This is a genomic window from Mesorhizobium sp. M0615 (assembly GCF_040320805.1).
Classification (GTDB): Bacteria; Pseudomonadota; Alphaproteobacteria; order Rhizobiales; family Rhizobiaceae; genus Mesorhizobium.
Window position 1 is genome coordinate 60,470 of the sequence record NZ_JAMYQI010000006.1, and the last position, 23,509, is coordinate 83,978.

Sequence of the window (23,509 nt, forward strand, 5' to 3'; positions counted from 1 at the left end):
CCGGCTTGACGGTTTGCGGCGGTGATTACCAGCTGCAATCACCGACGATTTCTGGGGTGCTTCCCTGTTCTCAGGCTCTGAATGATGTGGAAGTTACCACAATCTGAAATTGGATGTCTCCATTAGGCTTCGGTCGCCTGTGTCGTGAGGATGGTGGCGTTGCCGGATTGCCACAGAACGGTCAGGCCGGCCTGTTCTCCCTCTCGCCCGCGCAATGGACAGACCCGCATCGCCGCGCTATCTGCTCTCCAGGAAAATGGTGGAGGGGCTCCATGGCCCAAATCGGTTCTGAAATGGTTCTGCGGCTGGCGGACGACGCCTCGGTCCAGCATGTCGGCGATGGCGCCGTCGTGCTCTTGGCGCGCAGCGGCCAGCTTTACACCTGCAACGGCACCACCGAAGCCTTTCTCGACAAGGTGGACGGCGCCCGCAGCCTTGACCAGATCGTCGTCCTGTTGTCTGACGAGTTCGAGGTCGACAAGGGCACGCTCGACCGGGACATGGCGGCGCTGGCCGCCGAACTGGTGAGCGAAGGCATTCTCGCCGACCCGGCTCCCTGATGGTGGACGGCGTTCTCCTGCGCGCTTTGTTTCGTGTCCATTTATGGGCAAGCGCGCGGCTGATGCCGACCCTGATCGGCCGCCGCAGCTTCGAATCGGTGCTGAAATGGGCGCCGCTCAGCGCACCCACCCCTTATCGCGGCCTGTCGTCAGCCTACATCGTCGCTGCCGTCAACCGGACCGTCCGGCACCCCTGGCTGATGCGCGACCGCAGATGCCTGCGCGAGGGCCTGCTCGCCCACCGCTTCCTGCGCTTTGCCGGCTTCGATCCGGATCTGCGCTTCGGCGTCGATCCGAAGTCGATGCAGGCGCCGCGTATGTCTGCCCATTGCTGGGTCTGTCTCGATGGCCGCCCGGTGGTCTCGGACAGCCTCCCCGGCATGGTGCAGATCTATCGCCATCACGCCGATGCCGGAAAGGCGCACGCTGCTTGACCGGTCCGGCGACCACCTTCTGCTATGATCTCCAGGGCCAGGTCATCAGCATATCGGCCCCGCGGGCCGATCTCTGGCCGAGCTTCGACCTCTTGCTCGGCACGTTGCGCGTGAGCGGGCCGGTCGAGCCCGATTTCCGCGTCGACATCGTCGAGACGCGGGAGTTACCGGAATCGCCTGCCGGAAAACTCGCTTTCGACGGCGAGGTGCCGGAGGACGGCCATTGCCGGCTGATCGACGGTGGCGGCACCGTTCATCTGGTCTTTCCCGGCCTGCAGACCGTCTCGATCAATGCCGATGGAGGCTGGGCCGAGATACGAGTCCATCCCGATGCCAAGGTCAAATGGACGGTGCTGATGATGGTGCTGGATGCAGCACTTGATGCCGGCGACCAGCACATGCTGCACACCGCCGGCCTGACATTGCCCGGCCGCGAGGCGCTCGTGCTGATCCATGCGCCGAGCGGCACCGGCAAGTCGACGACGTCGCTGGCGCTGGCGTCGCAAGGTTTCGGCCTGTGCTCGGATGACGCCATGATCCTCAAGGTTTTGGCCGGTGGCGGCATCACGGCCTGGGGCTTGCCGCGCAAGGTGAAGGTCCACCGCCACACCGCGGCAATGCTGCCCTTCGTGGCGCCTTGCCTTGGCGACAAATGGGACGCCAATGGCGAGCAGGCCGTCTCGCTGGAACGTCTCGCCGAGATCATCCGCATCGAGGAAACTGTCGGCAGACCGGTTGCGGCACTGTTTCATCTCGCCCGCTCGGCGGACGCGCAAACCCGGCTCGTGCCCATGACCAGGACAGACGCCATGGTGGCGCTTGCCACCGACAATGTCAGGACCGGCATGACCGGCCTTTTGCCGGCGCAGAAGCGCCGCATGGCAACCATCGCAACGCTGGTCAAAGCCGTCCCGACATTTACCCTGGAAGTCGGCGCGAACCCGGCCGAGGCGGCCCCGCTGATCCGCTCGGCGCTGGCGGCGCGGGACTAAAGCACACTTCAGGCAGAATGCGGCTTTGGCCTGGCGAGGCGCTGGATCCAGCGGAAGGCGTCGCGGCGCAGGCGCGAATGCATCTTGTCCCTGGAATTGACGCCGAGCAGCGTATCGCCGGTGATCAGCCATTTGGCCAAAAATATCGAGAGGTCGGGCTTGATGCGGTCGGCCAGTTCGATCGCGCGCGGTGCATCAAACAGCCGCCCCGTCACATTGAGAACCGTCGCCAGTTCGAGCTCGATGCCGCTGATGCGCGCCGCCTCGAAAAGCCGGTCTTCATCCGCGGGCGACCGCAGCGCGCGCACGCCCTGCAGCACATCGACGCAAAGCTGCAGCCGGTGGAACTTGTGCCCGCCGGCGGCGTGGACAATGGCGATGGTCAGCAGCGCGGCCGGCGTGTCGGCCTCGCTGCCGTCGATGATCTGCAATTCGCGAAAGCCCAGCGACAGCCGCCGCCGCATGCCGGAATCATGCACCAGGTTGCCGTGCAGTTCGATCAGCAGGCTGGTATTCTCCTTCTCCAGCCACTTGAACTCCTGCAGATCCTGCGACTGCGCCTCGCCGCTCCAGAGCTCGAAGCCGCATCCGGCAATCACCGTGTTGGCTTCAATGATGCTGGCCGGCTCGACCAGAATGTCGATGTCGGTGAACGGCCGGTCAGCGGCGTGGCGGTAAAGTTTGCGTGCGAAGACCGGACCCTTGACGATGCGGGCCGGAACATTTTTCGCCGCCAATGCCTTCATGATGCGGTCGCCATGATATTGCAGCAGCATCGATTGGCCGGTCGCCAGCGTCGAGCGATCACGCAGTTCCGACAGCTTTTGCCGCAAGGCTGCGTCCGCAGGCAGTTGGGCGTCGCCGATCTCGCTGAGCTTGCGCAGCATGATCGGCAGCACGCCGTGGAACTCGGCATTGGCGAGCAGTGCCAGCAAGCTTTCGGCAGCAACGTCACGGCCAATGGCAACCGTCGCCTCCGGGTCGGCGAAGGTCAGCAGCAGTTTTTCATCGGCAGGCGCAAGAGATGGCAGCATCAAACCCGGATTGCGTTCGCCCACATCAGCAATTCCCGTCCGGAATTGCGTCAAACAACCAACTCAGAGGAGCGTATGTTGCAGAAAAGCATGCATGAAGCCAGCGTGTGGTGGCAGAACCAGCTCATGAATTGACTTTCCACGGTTTCGGTCCATTCTTTTGCACTGGACTGAAAAGGGTGTTTGGAATGGCCAAGAAAAAGTATGAAGCGCCCGTGCTGCGCAAGGCAGGAAAGTTGTCCAGCGTGGTGGCCGGGCCGTCGCTGCCGATACCGCGATAAGACTTCTACGGCTTCGGTTTGGATGAAGCCGGAGCGGTCGGCCGCAAGGCAAGCCGCGCTGCAGGCGGGCAATCTGTCGGCGTGACTGCGGGTAACGGTCCGTCCGGTCCCGCAGGCTAAGGCAAGTTCATAAGCCGCCTGTTCGGGATATGGGCAAGGCCCCTCCGTTACAGTCCCCAGCGCAGCGCGGCTGTTTGCACCGGCGCGTCCCACATTGACGTTGCCTCGTCATCCAGCATGGTCAGCGTGATCGAGCAGCCGGCCATGTCGAGCGATGTCACGTAGGACCCGACCAGCGAGCGGGTCACCGTCACGCCCTGTTTTTCGAAGATGTTTCGGGCGCTGTTGTACATCAGATAGAGCTCCATCAGCGGCGTGCCGCCAAAGCCGTTGATGAACAACAGTGCCGGGCCTTTCGCCCTGTCGCCGAGATCGCCCAGGATCGCGGCGCAAATCTCTTCGGCGATCGCATCGGCGCTTTTCAACGTGTCGCGACGCCGGCCGGGCTCGCCATGAATGCCGACGCCGAATTCCATCTCGCCATCACCAATCTCGAAGGTCGGCCTGCCGGCCGCCGGCACCGTGCAACTGGTCAGCGCCACGCCCATCGAACGCGTCGCGCTGTTGATGCGACCGCCGAGCGCCTTGAGATCCGCCAGCGCCATGCCTTGCTCGGCGGCGGCGCCGACGATCTTCTCCACCACCAGCGTGCCGGCGACGCCGCGCCGGCCGGTCGTAAAGGACGAATTCTCGACGGCGACGTCATCATTGATCACCACCTGCAGGACGCCGTCGGCCATTTCGCCGGCCATGTCGAAATTCATCACGTCGCCTTCATAGTTCTTGACGATGAACAGGCAGCCGGCGCCGGTATCGACGGCGGCGGCCGCCGCCAGTATCTGGTCCGGCGTTGGCGAGGTGAAGACCTGGCCGGGGCAGGCGGCGTCCAACATGCCCTGACCGACAAAGCCGGCATGCAACGGCTCGTGGCCGGAACCGCCGCCCGAGATCAGCGCCACTTTCCCCGGCTTCAGCACCTTGCGGCGAATGAATTTGTGCTCCTCGCCCAGCACCAGGATGTCGGCATGGGCTGCAACGAAGCCGTTGAGGCTTTCGGTCAGCACCGTGTCGACGGAATTCATAAACTTCTTCATGTGTCCTCCCGACACAACACGATCAGCCACCACTCCTGCCGGTGATGCTGGTGATCTTCTGGATGAATTCGTTGATCGCCCTGTCGAGCGCTGCGTTCTGCTTGTCGTCGCCGAAATCGGGCACGATCAGCGAGACATGCCGGGTCTTGCGCATGCCTGCCGCAACCGACATCTTGCCGGGATGCGCCAGATGATAGGCAGCCAGAAACTGATCGCGCTCGGCCGGACTGAAATGGCAGACCGAAAAAATAGCCGGCAGATGTTTTGATGGGATCGGGGTCGAATAGGCCGCGCTGGAAATCTGGGTGACGAAGCTGCGGTGCTTGCCAAGCGCATCGGCAAGGCGCTGGCGCATGCCCGACGGACGCTGGTCGATGACCTGCGACAGGATCGTCTTGTAGGCGCGGATCGCCTCTTCGGAGCCGGCTTCTGGTGTCTTGTCGGCCATCTCAGTCACCCTAGACCGAAACATCTGAGATGGCCGCCTTGGCCATGGCGAGTTGGGCGGGAGCCACCGAGAGATCCCGCAGGCCGGCCTCGAGCAGTGCCGGGATCGATGCCGGATCGCCGCCGGCATCGCCGCACAGGCTGACTGGGATTTTCGCGCGCAGGCCGAACGCGGTCACCCCCGCGATCAACCGCAGCACGGCAGGATGACGCACCGAATTGAGGTGTGCCACGGCAGCGTTGTCGCGGGCGGCGGCCATAACATATTGGGTCAGATCGTTCGAACCGATCGAGAAGAAGGCGACATCGGCGAACGCTTCCGGCGCGATCGCCACCGACGGCACCTCGACCATGATCCCGAGCGGCGGCATTTTGTACGCTACGCCGCGCGCGGCAAGCCCGGCCTGCTCCTCCACGAACAGAGCGGCGGCGCGTTGGTACTCCTCCGCGACGGCGATCATCGGAAACATCACCTTCAGATTGCCGTGCACCGCCGCGCGCAGCAGCGCCCTGATCTGTACGCGAAACACCTCCGGCCTTGCCAGCGACAGCCTGATGCCGCGCAGGCCGAGGAACGGGTTGCTCTCCTCGACGGTGAAGCCCGGCACCGGCTTGTCGCCGCCGGCATCGACGGTGCGGATGGTCACCGGCTTGTCGCCTGCCCATTCCAGCACCTTGCGATAGGCCTGGTATTGCGTCTCCTCGTCCGGCGGCGCCTTGCCGAACAGGAATTCGGTGCGCATCAGCCCGACGCCATCACAGGTCGAGATGTCGATGCCATCGACCTCGGACGGATCGGCGATGTTGACCTGCACGCGCACCGTCGTGCCGGCCCGGGTTACCGCCGGTTTCGCGAGATAGGCGCCGGCCTTGTCTAGATGTGCCACAAACGAGGACGAGGACCGGTGGAACGCTTCGATCTCGGTCGTCGTCGGCGAAACCACGATACCGCCATGCTCCGCATCGAGCAGAGCCAGACCGACGGGATTAGCCGGCGAAGCGCCAAGCCCCACCACCATCGGCACACCGCGCGAGCGCGCCAGCATGGCGACGTGGCTGGCGGCGCTGCCGGCCCTCAGCGCGATGCCGCCGCCGGTGCTCCAGTCGGTCTCGAGAAAGCGCGTCGGCGCGATGTCCTCGCCATAGAGAATGGCGCCCGCTGGTGGAGCCCTCTCCTGCTCCTCGGTAAGGGCGCGCAGCACGCGGTCGCGGATATCGCTGATATCGGCGGCGCGAGCCCGGAAATAGTCCTGGTCTGACGTTTCGTAGCCGGAGATCTCGGCGTCCAGCGCCTGTCGCCAGGCCATGTCAGCCGGCATGCCGGACGCGATCGCGGCAAAAGCCGGGCCGGTCAGTGCCTCGTCCCCAAGCATGGCGAGCTGGAATTCGAGAATTCCGGCGGCCTCGTCATCGGCGGTTTCGATCAGGGTCGCGAGCCGGTCCGTCGCGCTGGCGATAGCTGCTTCCAATGCGGCCTTCTCGTCCGCGGCGCTCGCCTTGCCCGTGTAGTGCGCGGTGCCGTTGTCGAGGTTGAACAACGGCCCCTCGGCATAGCCGGCCGACGCCGAAATGCCTTGCAGCCTAAGCGGTTCGGGCATGGCCCGCATCCTCGTCGAAACCGCGTCGCACCAGCTCGGCCAGCGCTCTCACGGCATCATCGGCGCCGTCGCCTGTGGCCCGGATGTGCAGCATGGTGCCTTTCGGCGCCCTGGCCGCCATCACCTTGACGATGCTCTTGGCGTCGAACCATGGGCCGTTGGCGGCAAGCGCAATCTCCACCTCGGCGGCAAAGCTCTTGGCAAGCTTGGTGAACTTCACCGAAGGGCGCGCGTGCAGACCTACCTCGTGGGTGATCAGGACGGCGGCCTCGGCAAATGCGGACATGCGCTCAAAATTCCCGTTCGCTCACGACGGCGACAATTCATGCGCCGTCGCCACCACTTCCTTCAGTGAGGCCCCGCCGGACGCCTCCGTCGCAGCCATCACCGCGCCTTCGACGATCGGCGCGTTGCAGACGACGATCTTCTGCGCCCGCGGCTCGCCGATCATTTCCACCGCCATTTCCGAATTGGTCTCGGCGCCGCCGAGATCGACCAGTATGGCGACGCCCGCCTCCGACCACGCCTTGTCGATGGCGCCCATGATCGCTTCGACGCTGGTGCCGAGCCCGCCATGGCCGTTTCCGCCGCACCATGCAAGCGGCACTTCGTCGCCCACCATCTGCCGCACCATGTCGGCCGTGCCTTCGGCAACCAGCGGCGAATGCGAGACGATGACGATGCCGACATTGCTCATGCTTCGACCTCGACGGTTTCGGCGACGGTCCGCACCAGCAGCGCGACCGAGCGTCCGCCGGCATCCATGTGGCCGATAGAACGGTCGCCGAGGAATGAAGCGCGACCGCGTGTTGCCTTCATCGGCACGGTCGCTTCGGCAGCCGCGTCGGCGACATCTGCGATTTCCATGGCCGTCTTTCCTTTGACCAATGCGTCATGCACGGGTTGCAGCACATCGAGCATGGTCTTTTGACCAACCTGGGATTTGCCTCTAGCGGCCACCGCCTCGATTGCCTTGCCGAAAGCAGCCGTCAGCTTGGGGCGATCCGGCTCTCCTGAAATCTCCTTGCCCAGCGCCAGGAACAATGTACCGAACAGCGGCCCGGACGCACCGCCAACCGTCATCACCAGCTTGGTGCCGATCGCCTTCAGCGCCTCGGGCAGCGGCTTTGCAGCGAACGCCCCGGCATCGGCGCGCATAGCCTCGAAGCCGCGCTTCATGTTCAGCCCATGGTCACCATCGCCGATCGCCTGGTCGAGCGCGGTCAACTCTTCCGAGTGAGCGGCGATCGTGTCCGCGGCGGCGGTGATCAGCCTGGCAAGGTCGAACGCTGCCATGTCCAGATTCCCGGTTTCGATCCTGCCGGCAGTATCGCAAGAGTTTTCATTCGACAATCGAAGCATGCCGTCAGGCCGTTGCATGCAGCGCGGCGGCGGCCGCGAACACTTCGGCCACGGCATGGGCGCCAGGGTCGACTACGCCCTGCAATTTGGTGCCAACATAGGCGGAGCGTCCGGCCTTCGCCTTCTCCATGGCAGCGGTCGCCTCGGCGCCGTGCCGTGCCGCTGTAGCCGCGGCATCCAGCCCCTTGGCATCGAGCGCCTTCAGCGCCGGCTCCAAGGCATCGACCATGGTGCGGTCGCCGACCTTGGCGCCACCGTAAAAAGTCATGCGGTCAAGCCCGGCAAGCAGCGCCTTGGACAGGGTTGCTCCGCCGTTCGAAGCCTGAGCCGCTGCCGTGAAGAAGATCGACAGCAAGACGCCTGAGGAGCCGCCCATTGCGACGCCCAGACTATCGCCTATAGCCGCGAGCGTGGCGGCAGGGTCGGCCAGCGGCAGTGTATCGAGCTTCTCCAGCACGCTGCGCGCGCCGGTCGCCACCGTCGAACCGGTATCGCCGTCGCCCGCCTTGGCGTCGAGCCCGTTCAGTGTCTCTTCGAGCTCGATCAGCCGTTCGCAGACCGTGACGATCAAACGCCTGGTACCGGGATCCTGACTGGCCTTTTGGGCTGCGCTGTTTCCAGCCGCTTTCGCCATAGGCACGATAGCCGGCGCGACGACGGTTTTGGCCGGCATCCAGGCATGTGGGCCGACAGGCGCCAGCAAGGCTGCCTCGCGCGCCGCGTCGAGCTTGATCAGCGACAGCGAAAAGCCGTTCATGTTGAGCGCCGTCATCAGCGGTCCGGGGCCGATCGCAAGTTTGACGGTTTTGGCCAGCGGCGAGGCCAGCACGGCATTGGCGATGAGCGACATTTCGAGCGGCGGCACCGAACCGAGATTGTTGATCAGCAGCGCATGGCTGGCTTTCGGGTCAAGCCGCGCGGCAAGCCGCTCCGCCATGATCGCCACAAGCTTGTCGGCGCTTTGCACTGCGATGCGCTCTACGCCCGGCTCACCATGGATGCCGAGGCCGAGTTCGCCGTCATTTTCGCCGAACCGCTCTTCATGTGGCTGGCCGGGGATAGAGCAGGACGACAGCGACATGCCGAGCGAGATGATGTCCTTTGCCACCGCGCGAGCCGCTGTCGCGATCGCTGACAGGTCGCTTCCGGTCTCCGCCAGATGGCCGGCGATCTTGTGCACGAACAAGGTGCCGGCGACGCCGCGCGGCTGGTTGATACCCGGCAGGGCGATGTCGTCGGCAACGATCGCCATCTCGACGCGAAACCCTTCGGCGCGCGCTTTCTCGGCCGCCAGGCCGAAATTGAGCCGGTCGCCGGTGTAGTTCTTGACGATCAGCAGGCAGCCGGCGGGGCCGGTCACCGCGCGGATGGCCGCCAGCACCGCCTCGACGCTGGGCGAGGCAAAGATCTCGCCCGAAACCGCCGCCGTCAGCATGCCCTTGCCCACAAAGCCGGCATGGGACGGTTCGTGTCCGGCGCCGCCACCGGAGACGACGGCAACTTTCGCCTTGTCCCAGTCGGCGCGCAGCACGACCTTGATCTCGGGGTAACCGTCGAGGCGCGCGAGATCGCCGGAACCGATGGTCCGCAACAGGCCATCCAGCGCCTCGGTGACGATCGTTTCCCTGCGGTTGAAAAAGTGCTTCATCGAGTTCGTCCCGTATTCGCAATCGTCAGTCAGAAGCCGGCGTCTAGACCGCCGAAATCTTCACATCAGCCTTTGTCCGTCGGCGCCGAAATACAGCGGCGAGCGGTAGCGGATCACCACTTTGTCGCCCTCGGCCAGATCCGTATCGGGGTCGGTGAGCGTCACCAGTTTCTTTGGGCCGACCGTAACATGCAGATGGTTCTGGTCCCCGAGATGTTCGACCCAGTCGACGACGCCGTCGGCATGGCCGTTTGCGGTCTTCTCGATCGACAGATGCTCGGTGCGCGCGCCGATGGTCTTGGTTCCGGTCGGCGCCCCACCATCAGGCAGCAGCCCGGCCGGCAGCAGGTTGATCGCCGGCTGGCCGAGGCGGGCCGCGACATGAAGGTTGGCCGGCTCCGAATAGATGGTGCGCGGCGTGCCGATCTGCACCAGCACGCCATTGTTGAGGATGCCGATGCGGTCCGCCATGGTCATCGCCTCGATCTGGTCGTGCGTGACATAGAGCATGGTGGCGCCGAGCTCGGCTTGGATGCGCTTGAGTTCGAGCCTGAGATCGGCGCGCAATTTGGCGTCGAGCGACGACAGCGGCTCGTCCATCAAATAGATCGACGGCTTGCGCACCAGCGCGCGCCCAATGGCGACGCGCTGCATTTCGCCACCCGAAAGCTTGGTCGAGCGGTTGTTCAGCTTGTGGTGGATGCGCACCATCTTCGCCACCTCTTCGACGCGGCGGCGAATCTGGTCCTCCGGTACTTTCCGCGCTGGCGAACGCAGCGGGAAGGCGAGGTTGTCGTAGACCGACAGATGCGGGTAGAGCGAATATTGCTGGAACACGAAGGCGGTGTCGCGCTCGGCCGGCGACAGCGTCGTCGCATCGTGGCCGCCAATATGGATCGTGCCGCCATCCGGCCGCTCCAGTCCGGCGATCAATCTCAGCGTCGTCGTCTTGCCGGCGCCGGTCGGGCCGAGCAGCACGACGAATTCGCCATCGGCGATGTTAAGGTCGAGGCCATCGACGGCGACATGGTCGCCGAAGCTTTTGGTCACGCCCTTGATGTGCACGTCAGCCATGCTGCGCTCTCCCTTGAGAGGCGGTATCGTGGATCGCGGTGCGCACCGCCCGACCCGAGCCCTTGTCGAACAGCGACAGCCGCGCGCTGTTCAACGTCAGCCCGACATGATCGCCGGCAGCGAGCCGGATTTCGGCCGGCACCCGCGCCTTGATGATGCCGTCCGCCGTCTCCACCGCCACGATCTGCGTCGTGCCGAGATATTCGGTGCCGTAGATGGTGCCGCGCAGTTTCGACGCATCGTCGAAACGGATGTGCTCGGGACGGATGCCGAGCGCCATGTCGGCGGGCGCAATTTCCTCGCGCACTTCCGGCACCGCCACCTTGGCGCCCTGGACGACGATTTCCTTCGCCCCCTTCGCCAGCCCGCCACCGAAGCCCAGGAAATTCATCGGCGGCGAGCCGATGAAGTCGGCGACGAACATGGTTGCCGGGCGGTCGTAGATTTCGCGCGGGCTGCCGAACTGTTCGATGACGCCATGGTTCATGACGGCGATCTTGTCGGCCATCGACATCGCTTCCATCTGGTCGTGCGTGACATAGACGGTGGTGGCGTGGATGCGGTTGTGCAGCTCGCGCAGCTCATGCACCATCAGATCGCGGAATTCGGTGTCGAGCGTGCCGAGCGGCTCGTCCATCAGAAAACACTTTGGCCGCCGCACGATGGCACGGCCGAGCGCGACCCGCTGGCGGTCGCCGCCGGCAAGCCCTGAGACCGATTTGTTGAGCAGGTGGTCGATGCGCAAAAGCTTGGCCGTCTCGTCGACCCGTTGGCGGATTTCGGCCGACGGCATTCCTTGCGCGAGAAGCGGGAAGCCGATGTTCTTGCGCACATTCATATGCGGATAGAGCGCGAAAAGCTGGAAGACGAAGGCGATGTCGCGTTCGCGCGCCCGGCGCATGGTGACATCCTCGCCGCCGAGCAGGATCTGGCCGCCCGTCGGCAGTTCCAGCCCGGCGATCATGCGCAGCGTCGTCGTCTTGCCGCAGCCCGACGGGCCAAGCATGACGAAGAACTCGCCATCCTCGACGACGAAGCTGGAATCCTGCACGGCGACGAAATCGCCGAAGGCCTTTCTCAAATGTTGGACGCGGATTTCGGCCATGATTATTCCGGGAATTTCGAGACGATGATGAACATCACTGTGCCGGCGAGCATGGTGATGAAGGAGTAGGTGTAGAGCGCCAGCGCGAAGGGCTGGAACAGCATCAGGAATCCAATGGCGATCAGCGTCGTGGCGATGTTTTCCATCAGGCCGCGGCGAGCCCAGCGAGGCCAGGATGACTTTTTGGAGATGGCTGGGCGCGTCATGCGTAGCTGCCTTCCTTCTGCCCGGCAACGGGGCGAGACGGTTGCCAGGTGGTTCCCCCACTCCGTCGCTGCTTCGCAGCGCCACCTCTCCCCCCTCCGGAGGGAGAGGAAGGCAGCCTGCCTGAATGAAGTTCGGGCCCTGCCTAACCCCCGGCGCGCGGGGGATTGGTGGCCTGCGAAGCGCGACGGAGTGGGGGTCGACTTGACACACCACTCATTTGCGAACCGCGCCGAAAGTGATGCCGCGCAGCAACTGCTTGCGTAGCAGGATGGTGAAGACCAGGATCGGCACCAGGAAGATCGTCGTGCCCGCCGCCACCGCCGGCCAGTCCTGGCCGCCTTCACCGATAATGGTCGGGATGAAGGGCGGTGCGGTCTGCGCCGTGCCGGAGGTCAGCAGGGCCGCGAATGCATATTCGTTCCAGGCAAAGATCAGGCAGAAGATGGCGGTCGCGGCGATGCCGGTGGTCGCCTGCGGCAGCACGGTGCGCCAGAAGGCCTGCAGCCTGGTATAGCCGTCGATCATCGCCGCTTCCTCATACTCGCGCGGGATCTCGTCGATGAAGCCTTTCAGCAGCCACACCGCGAGTGACACGTTGACCGCGGTGTAGAGCAGGATCATGCCCAGCGCGGTGTCGGACAGGCCGAGCTCGCGGTACATCAGGTAGATGGGAATCGCGACCGCGATCGGCGGCATGAAGCGCGTCGACAGGATGAAGAACAGAAGGTCGTCGGCCAGCGGCACCTTGAAGCGCGAGAAACCATAGGCAGACAGCGTGCCGAGGAAGACCGCGCAGAAGGTCGAGCCGAAGGCGATTATCAGCGAATTGACGAAGCGCGGCAGGAAATTGGACGGGCCGGCAATCACCATGTTGCGCTTGCGCGAGGTCTCGTCGCAGAAACCGGTCGCGGGTCCGAGCGAGTTGATGTAGTCGGGCGTTTGCCTGGTGCGCGTCGTGAACAGGTTGCAATAGCCCTCGATGCTCGGCTGGAACAGAATCTTGGGCGGATAGGCGATCGAATCCGGCGGCGTCTTGAAGCTGGTGGCGAAGATCCACAGCAGCGGCACGATCGAGATCAGCGCGTAGAGCACGATGATCGTGCCGGCGATCCGCTTCGAATTGGCCGAGGGGGCGACGACGGAGTGGGCGGTGGTCAGGCTCATCTCTGCTTCACCTTGTTCAGCGCCTTGACGTAGATGTTGGCCAGCCCAAACACCGCGACGAACAGGATGATGGCGAAGGCCGAGGAATATCCGGTGCGCCAGCTCTCGAAGGCCTGCCGCTTCAGCGTGATCGAGGCGACCTCGGTGGTCGAGCCCGGCCCGCCACCGGTCAGCAGGTTGACCATGTCGAACATCTTGAAGTTCTCGATGCCGCGAAACAGCACCGCCAGCATGATGAAGGGCAGCGCCATGGGCAGCGTGATCGACCAGAACTGCCGCCAGTTGGACGCGCGGTCGACCTCGGCGGCTTCATAGATGTATTCGGGGATGGAGCGCAGGCCGGCGAGACAGATCAGCATGACATAGGGCGTCCACATCCAGGTGTCGACGATGATGATCGACCACGGCGCCAGCGACACGTTGGACAGCATCTGGATGTCGGTCGGTGGTATCCGGGTGACGAACGAGATGGCGTAGGCGAACAGGCCGATCTGCGGCTCGTAGAGGAAACGCCAGAAATTGCCGACCACCGCCGGCGACAGCATCATCGGCACCAGGATGATGGTCGTCCAGAAGGCGTGGCCGCGAAACTTCCTGTCGATCAGCCATGCCAGCGTGAAACCGATCAGCGTCTGCAGCAGGATCGTCCAGAACACGAAATGCGCCGTCGTCTGCATGGCGATCCAGATGTCCTGGTCGCCGAGGATGCGCTGGTAGTTGGCGAAGCCGAGGTTTTTCACCACCTCGTTCGGGCGGTTCGCGCGGAAGTTGGTGAAGGACAGGTAGATCGCCCAGAACAGCGGGAAGATGTTGATGGCCAAGAGCAACAGGATCGTCGGCGAGATGAACAGCCAGGCGAGGCCCTTGTCGCTGATCCCCCGGACCTTGCGGGCCAACGGCTCCGGGGTCGCCCGGGCAACGTTCTCCGCAGTCCGATTGAGCATGGTGAGTCCTGCTTCGGTCACGTCAAGTCTCGACACTGGAATTTATCTGAACTGCGTCCCGTGCCAAGGGCGGCACGGGACCAAGAGCATGAAGCCGAAAAGTGTGAAGCGGTTTTCGGACGACATCATGCTCTCTCTCTCTTTTTAGCCCGAGGCGGATGATTTCTGGTCGATTCGGCCTGAAAATCATCCGCCTCTGGGGTCAGGCTCGGGAGGAGCCGTTGGTCCGGTTACATCTTGCCGTCGTCCTGGAACACTTGCGTCCAGTCCTTGACCAGGCCGTCAAGCGCGTCCTTGGCCGAACCCTGGCCGGCTACGACATAGTCGTGGAAGCGCTTCTGCGACGCCTGCAGCAGCGGTGCGTAGCTCGGCTCGGCCCAGAAGTCCTTCACGATCGCCATCGAGTCGAGGAAGGTCTGCGCATAAGGCTGGCTGGACGGGAAGGCCGGGTCCTTGACCACCGCGTTCAGGCAGGAATAGCCGCCGAGCGACCACCATTTGGCCTGCACATCCTTGTTGGCGAACCACTTGATGTATTTCAGCGCCGATTCCTGCTTGTCTGAATAGGACACCACCGAAATGCCCTGGCCGCCGAGCTGCGCGAACTGGGCGCCGCCGGGACCCTTCGGATTGACGAAGTAGCCGATCTTGTCGCCGCCGACATTCTCGTCCTTCTGCAGGCCGGGCCAGGTGAAGGCGAAGTTCATGTGCATGGCCACCTGACCGGATTTGAAGGCGTCGACGCCTTCGCCCATATAGCTGTTCGAGGCACCCGGAGGCGTGCAGCAATCGTAGAGCGACTTGTAGAACTCCAGGCCTTTGACCGCGTCTGGCGAATTGACGAAGCCTTCCATCTCGTAGGGCTTCTTCGGGTTTTCATACTGGAAGCCGAAGCTGTAGAGCACGTCCATGGCGCCCATGGTGATGCCCTCCGAGCCGCGCTCGGTGTAGATAGAGGCGCCATAGACGGTCTTGCCGTCTATCTCGCGCTTCTGGAAGAACTCGGCGACCTGCTTCAGTTGGTCGAAGGTGGTCGGCGGGCCGAGATCCCAGCCAAATTTTTCCTTGAATTCCTTCTGCAGCTCCGGCTTGGAGAACCAATCCTTGCGGTAGGTCCAGCCGACGACGTCGCCCATGGCCGGCAGCGCCCAGTAATTCGGCGTGTTCTTCGGCCATTCGGAATAGCCGACGACTGTTGCCGGCACGAAGTCGTCCATGCTGATCTTCTCCTTGTCGAAGAAGTCGTTCAGCTTGACGTAGTGGCCGTTCTCGGCCGAGCCGCCGATCCACTGGCTGTCGCCGATGATCAGGTCGCACAGTTTGCCGTGCGAGTTGAGCTCGTTGAGGAAGCGGTCGGCATAGTTGGTCCACGGCACGAATTCGAATTTCATGCCGATGCCGGTTTCCTTGGTAAAATCCTTGGACAGTTCGACCAGCGCGTTTGCCGGATCCCAGGCGGCCCAGCAAAGCGTCAGGTCTTCAGCGTGCGCCGCGTTCGAGACGGCTGTCGACGCGGTAATCGCCGAGGCCAGCCCCAACGCCAGTTTCGAGCTCGATTTCATGTCTTCCTCCCATTTGCGAAACGCGCCCGGATGGCCGTTTCAAGAACCCCTTAACCCTCGCTCCTCCGAGGGGCTAAACACGGCGCGCTATGCGTCGCTAGGGCGGCGCGGTGCGCCGCAGATGTTTAGTAATTTGTTTAGTGATGCAATTTTTACTAAACAAGGCAAGCGAATTCGTCGCTGCGCCGCAACATGGCGAAACGGCGATTGAAATCGTTGGGAAATGATTGCCGGACGGCTCGCCCGGAAGTTGCTACCCGGGGTCGCCTACAATTTTCGTCTGCGGCGTCACCGGCCGGACAGGGGGCGCGGGCGGCAGCAGCGCGCGGATGTCGGCGAAGGGAAATGTCGGCTCGAATCGGAAGGCCTCGGCCAGAGAGCCGGGAACGCTGTTGCATTGCCCGGCGCGAAACTCATTCTGGACGCGCGCTCTGTCGACATATTGCTCCGGCCACTGCGACTGGTGCGCGCGGATCGCCCGCGTCTTGATATCGGCGTGGGCGGAAATGTCGACATAATGCGTCGGTGAGAATCCAGTGCCGCCCATCGTGTCGGCATGCAGCACCGGAGCGGTGAAGGATGCCGCGATGCGCACGCCGTCAGACAAAGCGCGATGGTCGGCGTGATAGTCGTTGGGGGCATGCGTGATCACCAGATTCGCCGCTGTCTCGCGTATCAGCGCTTTCAGCGAAGCGATCAGTGCCGCATCGGCCACCAGTTCGCCGTCGGGAAAGTCGAGAAAGCGAAGGGTTGCGCCGAGCAGCGCCGCAGCGGTCGCCGCCTCGTCGCGGCGGACACGAGCCAGAACGCTCGGGTCGCCCATGCCGCCCTTGGCGCCATCCGTGGCCACGGCAAAAGTCAGTTCTGCGCCTTGCGTGGCATAGGCAGCCAGCGTACCGAACATGAATATCTCGATGTCGTCGGGATGCGCGCCGAGCGCCAATACCTTCACTGCACTCTCCCCGGAAATGGAAAAACGTGACGAACGGAATCCTGCTCGCCCTCATCGCCTATGCAAGCTATTCGTGCAGCGATGCCGTTATCAAGAGCCTTGGCGGACAGTTCACCGTCTTCGAGATCGGCTTCTTCATCACGCTGTTTGCCGGCTGCTTCCTGTTTTTCAGCCGCCCAGTCGATGAGCGCTGGCGCGACTTCTGGCGCACCGGGCGGCCATGGGCGGTGCAGGCCCGCGCCTGGGCCGGCATCGCCTCGGGCGTGCTCAGCGTCTACGCCTTCACCACCATTCCGCTGGCCGAGACCTATGCACTGATCTTCCTGGCGCCGCTTTGCGTTACCATTCTCTCGACCGTCATCCTGAAAGAAAAGGTCGGTCCATGGCGCTGGCTGGCGGTGGTTGCCGGCTTTGCAGGTGTCATGCTGGTGGTGCGGCCAGGTTTTCGCGAGTTGCATCTCGGACACCTTGCCGCCTTCACGGTGGCCTTCCTTGCCGCGGCGAGCGTCATCCTGATGCGGTCGCTCGCCCAGCAGGAAAAGCGCACCACCATGCTCGGCGTGCTCATCGGTTACGGGCTGCTGTTCAACGGGGCCGGCACCATCGCCACATCGTTCACCCTCCCCAACGCCATGCAGCTGCTGTGGCTGGTGCTGGGCGGCGCCTTTACCGCCGGCGGCCAATTGCTGCAGCTGCTGGCCGCCAAACACGCACCGGCCAACCGCATCGCGCCGACGCATTATTCGCAGATCGTCTGGGCGGTGATCCTCGGTGCGTTGTTCTTCCAGGAGTATCCGGACTGGATATCGCTGGTCGGCTTGGCCGTCGTTGGCGCGTCCGGCCTGCTCACCATGGTGCGCGAGGAGGTGCGGCTGGGCACGGTGCGCTGGAACCCGTTTGCGCGCACGAGGCTTTGATCCGGTTGCATGGCCATAGTGACCGCTGATATGCGGACGCAATGACGACGAGATCCTTGCCGGAGCTTCCGGTATCCGCCGTGCTGCCGGCCCTGAGCCAGGCGCTCGGCTCCGGCAACAGCGCCGTCCTGGTGGCGCCGCCCGGCGCCGGCAAGACGACGCTGGTGCCGCTGGCGCTGCTCGATGCGCCCTGGCTGGTCGCCGGCAAGATCGTCCTGCTCGAACCGCGCCGCCTCGCCGCCCGCGCCGCCGCCCGCCGCATGGCGGAATTGCTTGGCGAAGAGCCCGGCGCCACCGTCGGCTATGCCCTGCGCATGGAAAACCGCACGTCGGCACGGACCAGAATTCTCGTCGTTACCGAAGGCGTGCTGGCGCGCATGATCCTCGACGATCCGGAGTTGCCCGGCGTCTCGGCGGTGATTTTCGACGAATTCCACGAGCGCTCGCTCGACGGCGATTTCGGCCTGGCGCTGGCGCTCGACGTGCAGGGCGCGCTGCGGCCGGATTTGCGGCTGCTGGTGATGTCGGCAACGCTCGATGGCGCGCGCGTCGCGAAACTCCTGTCCGGCGCCCCGGTGATCGAAAGCCAAGGCCGTGCGTTCCCCGTCGATGTCAGATACGACGAACGGCCGGCCGGCGTTCCCGTCGAAGACGCCATGGCCAAGGCTATCCGCTCCACCCTTGCCGAGGAGAGCGGCAGCGTGCTCGCCTTCCTGCCCGGCCAGCGCGAGATCGAGCGCACCGCCGAGCGGCTGCAGGGCCGCCTCGGCGCCGACACCGACATCGTGCCGCTCTACGGCCAGCTCGACAACACGGCGCAGGACGCCGCGATCAAGCCGGCGCCGCCCGGTCGCCGCAAGGTGGTGCTGGCGACGTCGATCGCCGAGACCTCGATTACCATCGACGGCGTGCGCGTCGTCATCGATTCCGGCCTGTCGCGGCTGCCGCGCTACGAGCCGGCGAGCGGCCTGACCCGGCTGGAGACGGTGCGTGTTTCCAGGGCGTCGGCCGATCAACGCGCCGGTCGCGCCGGACGCACGCAGCCAGGTGTCGCCATTCGGCTGTGGCGGGCCGAGCAGACGGCGGCCCTTCCCGCGTTCACCCCGCCCGAGATTCTGGAAGCCGATCTGTCCGGGTTGCTGCTCGATTGCGCCGCCTTCGGCGTCGCCGATCCCGCAAGTCTCTCCTTCCTCGATCCGCCGCCCATTCCCGCGCTTAACGAGGCGCGGGCGCTGCTCACGGCGCTGCACGCCATCGACGCGGCCGGACGGCTGACGGAGGCAGGCGGCGCGATGCGCAAGCTGGCGCTGCCCGTGCGGCTCGCACACATGGTCGCTGAAGCCGCTGGCGGCGGCCACGCGCTCGAAGCTGCGATGCTAGCCGTCCTGCTCACCGAGCGTGGCCTTGGCGGCGACGGCGCCGACCTCGAACGGCGCCTGATGCGCTTCCGCACGGAAAAGTCACCGCGCGCCGTTGCGGCAAGGCAGCTTGCCGGGCGATTGGCGAAGCAGGCGGGCGGCGCCAAGAGCAGCGAAACCGCTTCTGCCGGTCTTCTCCTCATCCACGCCTGGCCGGACCGTGTCGCCAGAGCGCGCGGCGAGCGCGGGCGTTTCGTGCTCGCCAACGGCTCCGGCGCCATGCTCGACGCCGCCGATCCGCTGGCCGGTGAGACCTGGCTGGTCGTCGCCGATCTGCAAGGCAAGGCGCAAAATGCCCGCATCACGGCGGCGGCAGCCGTCGACGAGGCCGACATCCGCGCCGCACTCTCCGACAGGATCGAGACTCGCCGCGAGACAAGCTTCGACCGCGAGCGGCGCACGGTGCGCGTGCGCGAGACCGCCAGGCTCGGCGCCATCACTTTGTCGGAGCGCATGCTGCCCGCACCAACTGGAACAGACGCCGACCGCGCCATCCTGGATGCCTTGCGCGAGCACGGCCTGTCGCTGCTGGAATGGGGCAAGGACGGCGAGACGCTGCGCCAACGGCTTGGCTGGCTGCATCGCGGCCTCGGCGCGCCTTGGCCCGATGTTTCGGAAGCCGCCCTGCTCGAACGCCTCGACGACTGGCTGCTGCCGTTCCTGTCGGGCAAGGCGTCCTTCGCCGCCATCGAACCCGGCGTGCTGTCGTCAGGCCTGATGGCGCTGGTGCCGCATGATTTGCAGCGCAAGATCGGCACACTGGCGCCGACCCATTTCGACGCGCCGTCCGGCAGCCATGTGCCGATCCGCTATGACGGCGAATGGCCGGTGCTGGCGATCCGCGTGCAGGAACTGTTCGGCCTTGACCGCCATCCGGCAATCGCCAACGGCACCGTGCCGCTAACGCTTGAGCTGTTGTCGCCGGCGCACCGGCCGATCCAGACGACGCGTGACTTGCCCGGCTTCTGGCGCGGCTCCTGGGCCGATGTGCGCACCGACATGCGCGGCCGCTATCCCCGCCATGTCTGGCCGGAAAATCCGCTGCTCGCTGCGGCCACCGCCCGCGCCAAACCGCGAGGGACCTAGCGCTCGTCCTTTCCCGGCTATAATCCTTGGCCATGATCAACATCGTGCACGCGCCAGACTTCCAGCAAAGCCAGCGGCTGCGCCTCAACACGCTGATCCGGCTGCGCTGGCTGGCCATCGTCGGCCAGAGCCTGGCGGTGCTGGTCGTCGCCTATGGGCTCAAATTCCCGCTGCCGGTCAGCCTCTGCTTCGCGCTGGTCGCCTGCTCGGCCTGGCTCAACCTGGTGCTGACCTTCCGCTATCCGGCAGCGCACCGGCTGACCCCGTTCTCAGCCTTTTTCATCCTAACCTTCGACAGCCTGCAGCTTGCCGGCCTGCTCTATTTGACCGGCGGCCTCACCAACCCGTTCTCGGTGCTGATGACCGTGCCCGTCGTCATCTCGGCGGCGTCGCTGCCGCTGCGGCTAACTGCGGTGCTCGGCGCGCTGGTCATGGCGGCGGCCACGTTGCTGGTCTTCTTCCACCAGCCGCTGCCATGGTATGAGGGCGCGCCGCTGCCCATGCCATTCATCTATGTCGCCGGCATATGGATGGCGGTGTTTTCCTCGATCGCCTTCACCGCCATCTATGCCTTCCGCGTCGCCGAGGAAGCCCGCCTGCTCGCCAATGCGCTTGCCGCCACCGAACTGGTGTTGCAACGCGAACAGCATCTGTCGGCGCTGGATGGGCTCGCCGCCGCCGCCGCGCACGAGCTCGGCACGCCGCTCGCCACCATCGCCCTTGTCTCCAAGGAAATGGAGAAGGCGCTGGGCAACGATCTTAAATATGGTGAGGATGTGAAGCTGTTGCGGTCGCAGAGCGAGCGCTGCCGCGAGATCCTGAAGCGGCTGACCAGCCTGTCCTCCGAGGGCGAGGCGCATCTGTCCCGTCTGCCGCTGACCTCGCTGGTCGAGGAGGTGACGGCGCCGCACCGCGATTTCGGCATCTCGATCAAGCTTCGGCCGGGCGAGCGCGTCGGCCCCGAACCGGTGGGACGACGCAACCCCGGGGTCATCTACGGCCTCGGCAATCTCGTCGAGAACGCCGTCGACTTCGCCCGCAACAGTGTGACGGTGCGATGGAGTTGGGACGAACTCGACGTCACCTTCTCGATCATCGATGACGGGCCGGGCTTTCCCCCCGAAATCATCGACCGCATCGGCGAGCCCTATATGTCGACGCGCCAGGGCAACGAAGCCGGCGGTGGCCTGGGCCTCGGGCTGTTCATCGCCAAGACCTTGCTCGAACGCTCCGGCGCCACGCTCGATTTCCGCAATTCGAGCGGGCTGGGCGAGGGCGCCATCGTGCAGATATCGTGGCCCCGCACCGTCTTCCTTAACCCGGAATCGGTGGGGATCTCGATGTTCGACACCGCGTAAAAGCCTTGGCGGAGGCGGCAAAATTGGACAATGGCGTTCAGGAACTATATCTGCGTAAAATTAAGGCAGCAGGATTTTTTAAGATAATGACTGGCGAAGAAGCAATTGGCGCAATGGTCGAAGGCGAGGACACCTCGCTGCTCATCGTTGACGACGACAAGCCGTTCCTGACGCGGCTGGCCCGCGCCATGGAAACCAGGGGTTTCGTGGTCGAGACGGCCGAGAGCGTCGAGGAGGCAGTGGCCAAGGCGCGCGCCCACCCGCCGGCCTATGCGGTGGTCGACATGCGGCTTGGCGACGGCAACGGCCTCGACGTCGTCGCCGCCATCCGCGAGAAGCGCGACGATGCCCGCACCGTCATCCTCACCGGCTACGGCAACATCGCCACCGCGGTGACCGCGGTGAAGCTCGGCGCCATCGACTATCTGTCGAAGCCGGCTGACGCCGACGACGTGTTTGCAGCGCTCACCCGCACCGCCGGCGAGCGCGCCGCCCCCCCGGAAAATCCGATGTCGGCCGACCGCGTGCGCTGGGAACACATCCAGCGCGTCTACGAAATGTGCGACCGCAACGTGTCGGAAACCGCGCGCCGGCTCAACATGCATCGCCGCACGCTGCAGCGCATACTCGCCAAGCGCGCACCACGCTGAGGTTCACGCGCCGGCGGCGCCGGCCGCCAATTGCCGAACCTTAGCGCTGCCCCTCACCTGCCTGCCGGCATCCTCTCCCCGTATAGAGACGGGGGAGAGGGGCGCTCTCATCGCCGGTTTCGCCAATCGCCGGCGTTGCAGGAGACGACGGCTAGGCTGAAGCTGCCTCTTTCTCCCCGTCGCTATGCGGGGAGTTGAGGAATGGTCCGCGAAGCGGACGAAAAGCCAACTGCTTGGCTTTTCGAATAACGAACGTCCGGCAGGACAATGAGGGGCGGCGCCAACGCTGGAAACAGTTGCGCTTGCCGTGCCATCGACCTTTGCCCATCATCGGCAATAACGCCGCCGGAAAACCCGGCAACGGAGCACAGATGCGCGACAAGCAGCCGAAATCCATCCTTCGCGAATTCCTCGATGGCGAGGCGGCGGGCGGCATCATCCTGATGGTTGCGGCAGCCCTTGCGCTGATCGTCGCCAATTCACCATTGGCCGAAACCTATTTCGCCGCTCTCCACGCCTATCTCGGCCCGCTCAGCGTGTCGCACTGGATCAATGATGGGCTGATGGCGGTATTCTTCCTGCTGGTCGGCCTCGAGATCAAGCGCGAGATGCTCGACGGTCAGCTCTCGACCTGGCCGCGCCGCGTGCTGCCGGGCGTCGCCGCCGCCGGCGGCATGCTGGTTCCCGCGCTGGTCTATGTCGCCATCAACCGCAACAACGCCGCCGCGCTCTCCGGTTGGGCGATCCCGACCGCCACCGATATCGCCTTTGCGCTCGGCGTACTGTCGCTGCTCGGCAACCGCGTGCCGGCGTCGCTCAAGATATTTCTCACCGCGCTCGCCATCATCGACGATCTCGGCGCCGTCATCATCATCGCCATCTTCTACACAAGCGGCCTGTCGCTGGCCTATCTCGGTGCGGCCTTCGCCGTCATCGCGGTGCTCATCGTGCTCAACCGCATGCGGGTGACGAGGCTGACGCCTTACCTCGTGCTCGGCGCCGTGCTGTGGGTGCTCGTGCTGAAATCGGGTGTGCATGCGACGCTGGCCGGCGTGGCGCTGGCGCTCACCATTCCGCTGAAAACTTCTCCCGGCAGCGGGCACGATCTCGACCATTCGCCGCTGCACCGGTTGGAGCACGGCCTGCACAAGATCGTGCCGTTCTTCGTCATCCCGATTTTCGGCTTTGCCAATGCCGGCGTGTCGCTGGCCGGCCTCAGCGCCTCTGCCCTGGTCGAGCCGCTGACGCTCGGCGTTGCCGCCGGCCTGGTGCTGGGCAAGCTGGCCGGCGTCTTCGGCTCCTCGGCGCTGGCGATCCGGCTCGGCTTCGCCGACCTGCCGGTCAATGCCGGCTGGCTGCACATGATCGGCATTTCGCTGCTCTGCGGCATCGGCTTCACCATGAGCCTGTTCATCGGCCTGCTCGCCTTCGCCAACGACATGGCGCTGCAGGACGCCGTCAAGGTCGGCATCCTGGCGGGGTCCTTCGTTGCAGCGCTGCTGGGTGCCGCCGTGCTCCTGATGGCGCCGGCGGCAGGGGTGGAGGAGGTGGTGGAGTAGGTG

Annotated in this window: 23 protein-coding genes; 8 read left to right on the plus strand and 15 right to left on the minus strand. The window is 64.7% G+C overall.

All coding sequences use genetic code 11. From position 1 onward, the window contains the following. The first annotated feature begins 272 nt into the window (after positions 1 to 272). The 3 genes from NKI46_RS11820 to NKI46_RS11830 are packed head-to-tail and all read left to right on the plus strand — an operon-like array spanning position 273 to position 1,986. Positions 273 to 560 (plus strand): PqqD family protein, encoded by a 288-nt coding sequence (locus NKI46_RS11820; RefSeq protein WP_352746328.1) that lies wholly within the window; start codon positions 273 to 275, stop codon positions 558 to 560. After that, entirely contained in the window at positions 560 to 994 is a 435-nt protein-coding gene (locus NKI46_RS11825; RefSeq protein WP_023668789.1) for a lasso peptide biosynthesis B2 protein, read from the plus strand. The genes NKI46_RS11820 and NKI46_RS11825 overlap by 1 nt, the downstream gene beginning before the upstream one ends. After that, the gene (locus tag NKI46_RS11830) at positions 991 to 1,986 is read left to right on the plus strand and encodes a phosphoenolpyruvate carboxykinase (ATP) (RefSeq protein WP_023738104.1); all 996 of its coding nucleotides are present in this window, start codon (positions 991 to 993) and stop codon (positions 1,984 to 1,986) included. The genes NKI46_RS11825 and NKI46_RS11830 overlap by 4 nt, the downstream gene beginning before the upstream one ends. An 8-nt stretch (positions 1,987 to 1,994) precedes the next feature. Here NKI46_RS11830 and NKI46_RS11835 read toward each other — a convergent pair whose 3' ends face one another. From NKI46_RS11835 to NKI46_RS11905, 15 genes are all read right to left on the minus strand, one after another. Next, complete coding sequence (locus tag NKI46_RS11835; RefSeq protein ID WP_023668787.1) at positions 1,995 to 3,020, minus strand: nucleotidyltransferase family protein; 1,026 nt, start codon at positions 3,018 to 3,020, stop codon at positions 1,995 to 1,997. A gap of 448 nt (positions 3,021 to 3,468) precedes the next feature. After that, entirely contained in the window at positions 3,469 to 4,455 is a 987-nt protein-coding gene (gene dhaK / locus NKI46_RS11840) for a dihydroxyacetone kinase subunit DhaK (RefSeq protein WP_352459269.1), read from the minus strand. A gap of 22 nt (positions 4,456 to 4,477) precedes the next feature. Then, positions 4,478 to 4,903 (minus strand): hypothetical protein, encoded by a 426-nt coding sequence (locus NKI46_RS11845; RefSeq protein ID WP_023725853.1) that lies wholly within the window; start codon positions 4,901 to 4,903, stop codon positions 4,478 to 4,480. A 10-nt stretch (positions 4,904 to 4,913) separates the two neighbouring features. After that, positions 4,914 to 6,500, minus strand: coding sequence for a phosphoenolpyruvate--protein phosphotransferase (gene ptsP, locus NKI46_RS11850; RefSeq protein WP_023738106.1), 1,587 nt, complete (start codon positions 6,498 to 6,500; stop codon positions 4,914 to 4,916). Beyond that, positions 6,484 to 6,786, minus strand: coding sequence for an HPr family phosphocarrier protein (locus tag NKI46_RS11855; RefSeq protein WP_023738107.1), 303 nt, complete (start codon positions 6,784 to 6,786; stop codon positions 6,484 to 6,486). The genes ptsP and NKI46_RS11855 overlap by 17 nt, the downstream gene beginning before the upstream one ends. 21 nt (positions 6,787 to 6,807) lie before the next feature. Continuing rightward, positions 6,808 to 7,197 (minus strand): dihydroxyacetone kinase phosphoryl donor subunit DhaM, encoded by a 390-nt coding sequence (gene dhaM / locus NKI46_RS11860; protein WP_023690004.1) that lies wholly within the window; start codon positions 7,195 to 7,197, stop codon positions 6,808 to 6,810. Further along, complete coding sequence (dhaL, locus tag NKI46_RS11865; RefSeq protein ID WP_352459267.1) at positions 7,194 to 7,796, minus strand: dihydroxyacetone kinase subunit DhaL; 603 nt, start codon at positions 7,794 to 7,796, stop codon at positions 7,194 to 7,196. The genes dhaM and dhaL overlap by 4 nt, the downstream gene beginning before the upstream one ends. Positions 7,797 to 7,866: 70 nt before the next feature. Next, complete coding sequence (locus NKI46_RS11870; RefSeq protein WP_352459266.1) at positions 7,867 to 9,510, minus strand: dihydroxyacetone kinase subunit DhaK; 1,644 nt, start codon at positions 9,508 to 9,510, stop codon at positions 7,867 to 7,869. 60 nt (positions 9,511 to 9,570) lie between these two features. Continuing rightward, positions 9,571 to 10,584 carry an ABC transporter ATP-binding protein gene (locus NKI46_RS11875; RefSeq protein ID WP_023738110.1) on the minus strand — a complete coding sequence of 338 codons (1,014 nt, stop codon included), beginning with the start codon at positions 10,582 to 10,584 and terminating at the stop codon, positions 9,571 to 9,573. After that, positions 10,577 to 11,689, minus strand: a complete 1,113-nt coding sequence (locus NKI46_RS11880; protein ID WP_352459265.1) for an ABC transporter ATP-binding protein — start codon at positions 11,687 to 11,689, stop codon at positions 10,577 to 10,579. The genes NKI46_RS11875 and NKI46_RS11880 overlap by 8 nt, the downstream gene beginning before the upstream one ends. A 2-nt stretch (positions 11,690 to 11,691) precedes the next feature. Further along, a complete protein-coding gene (locus NKI46_RS11885) occupies positions 11,692 to 11,895 on the minus strand; it encodes a hypothetical protein (protein ID WP_023668776.1) in 204 nt (67 codons plus the stop codon). A 214-nt stretch (positions 11,896 to 12,109) separates the two neighbouring features. Beyond that, positions 12,110 to 13,060, minus strand: a complete 951-nt coding sequence (locus tag NKI46_RS11890) for a carbohydrate ABC transporter permease (protein WP_023694180.1) — start codon at positions 13,058 to 13,060, stop codon at positions 12,110 to 12,112. After that, a complete protein-coding gene (locus tag NKI46_RS11895) occupies positions 13,057 to 14,004 on the minus strand; it encodes a carbohydrate ABC transporter permease (RefSeq protein ID WP_031198535.1) in 948 nt (315 codons plus the stop codon). Before NKI46_RS11895 ends, NKI46_RS11890 begins: the two co-directional genes overlap by 4 nt. Before the next feature lie 230 nt (positions 14,005 to 14,234). Continuing rightward, entirely contained in the window at positions 14,235 to 15,566 is a 1,332-nt protein-coding gene (locus NKI46_RS11900) for an ABC transporter substrate-binding protein (RefSeq protein ID WP_023738112.1), read from the minus strand. Positions 15,567 to 15,819: 253 nt separating this feature from the next. After that, positions 15,820 to 16,518, minus strand: a complete 699-nt coding sequence (locus NKI46_RS11905; RefSeq protein WP_023738113.1) for a PIG-L deacetylase family protein — start codon at positions 16,516 to 16,518, stop codon at positions 15,820 to 15,822. Between the two features lie 26 nt (positions 16,519 to 16,544). Here NKI46_RS11905 and NKI46_RS11910 point away from each other — a divergent pair, with 26 nt between their 5' ends. The 5 genes from NKI46_RS11910 (at position 16,545) to nhaA (ending at position 23,506) form a co-directional block, all read left to right on the plus strand. Further along, a complete protein-coding gene (locus NKI46_RS11910; RefSeq protein ID WP_023684199.1) occupies positions 16,545 to 17,435 on the plus strand; it encodes a DMT family transporter in 891 nt (296 codons plus the stop codon). A gap of 41 nt (positions 17,436 to 17,476) precedes the next feature. Then, positions 17,477 to 19,939, plus strand: a complete 2,463-nt coding sequence (gene hrpB, locus NKI46_RS11915; protein ID WP_352746337.1) for an ATP-dependent helicase HrpB — start codon at positions 17,477 to 17,479, stop codon at positions 19,937 to 19,939. Between the two features lie 32 nt (positions 19,940 to 19,971). Then, entirely contained in the window at positions 19,972 to 21,297 is a 1,326-nt protein-coding gene (locus NKI46_RS11920; protein WP_023703121.1) for an ActS/PrrB/RegB family redox-sensitive histidine kinase, read from the plus strand. A gap of 86 nt (positions 21,298 to 21,383) precedes the next feature. Then, on the plus strand, positions 21,384 to 21,947 hold the full coding sequence (locus tag NKI46_RS11925; RefSeq protein WP_023672848.1) for an ActR/PrrA/RegA family redox response regulator transcription factor: 564 nt from the start codon (positions 21,384 to 21,386) through the stop codon (positions 21,945 to 21,947). A 371-nt stretch (positions 21,948 to 22,318) separates the two neighbouring features. Next, positions 22,319 to 23,506 (plus strand): Na+/H+ antiporter NhaA, encoded by a 1,188-nt coding sequence (gene nhaA / locus NKI46_RS11930; protein ID WP_023732524.1) that lies wholly within the window; start codon positions 22,319 to 22,321, stop codon positions 23,504 to 23,506. Positions 23,507 to 23,509: the final 3 nt, after the last annotated feature.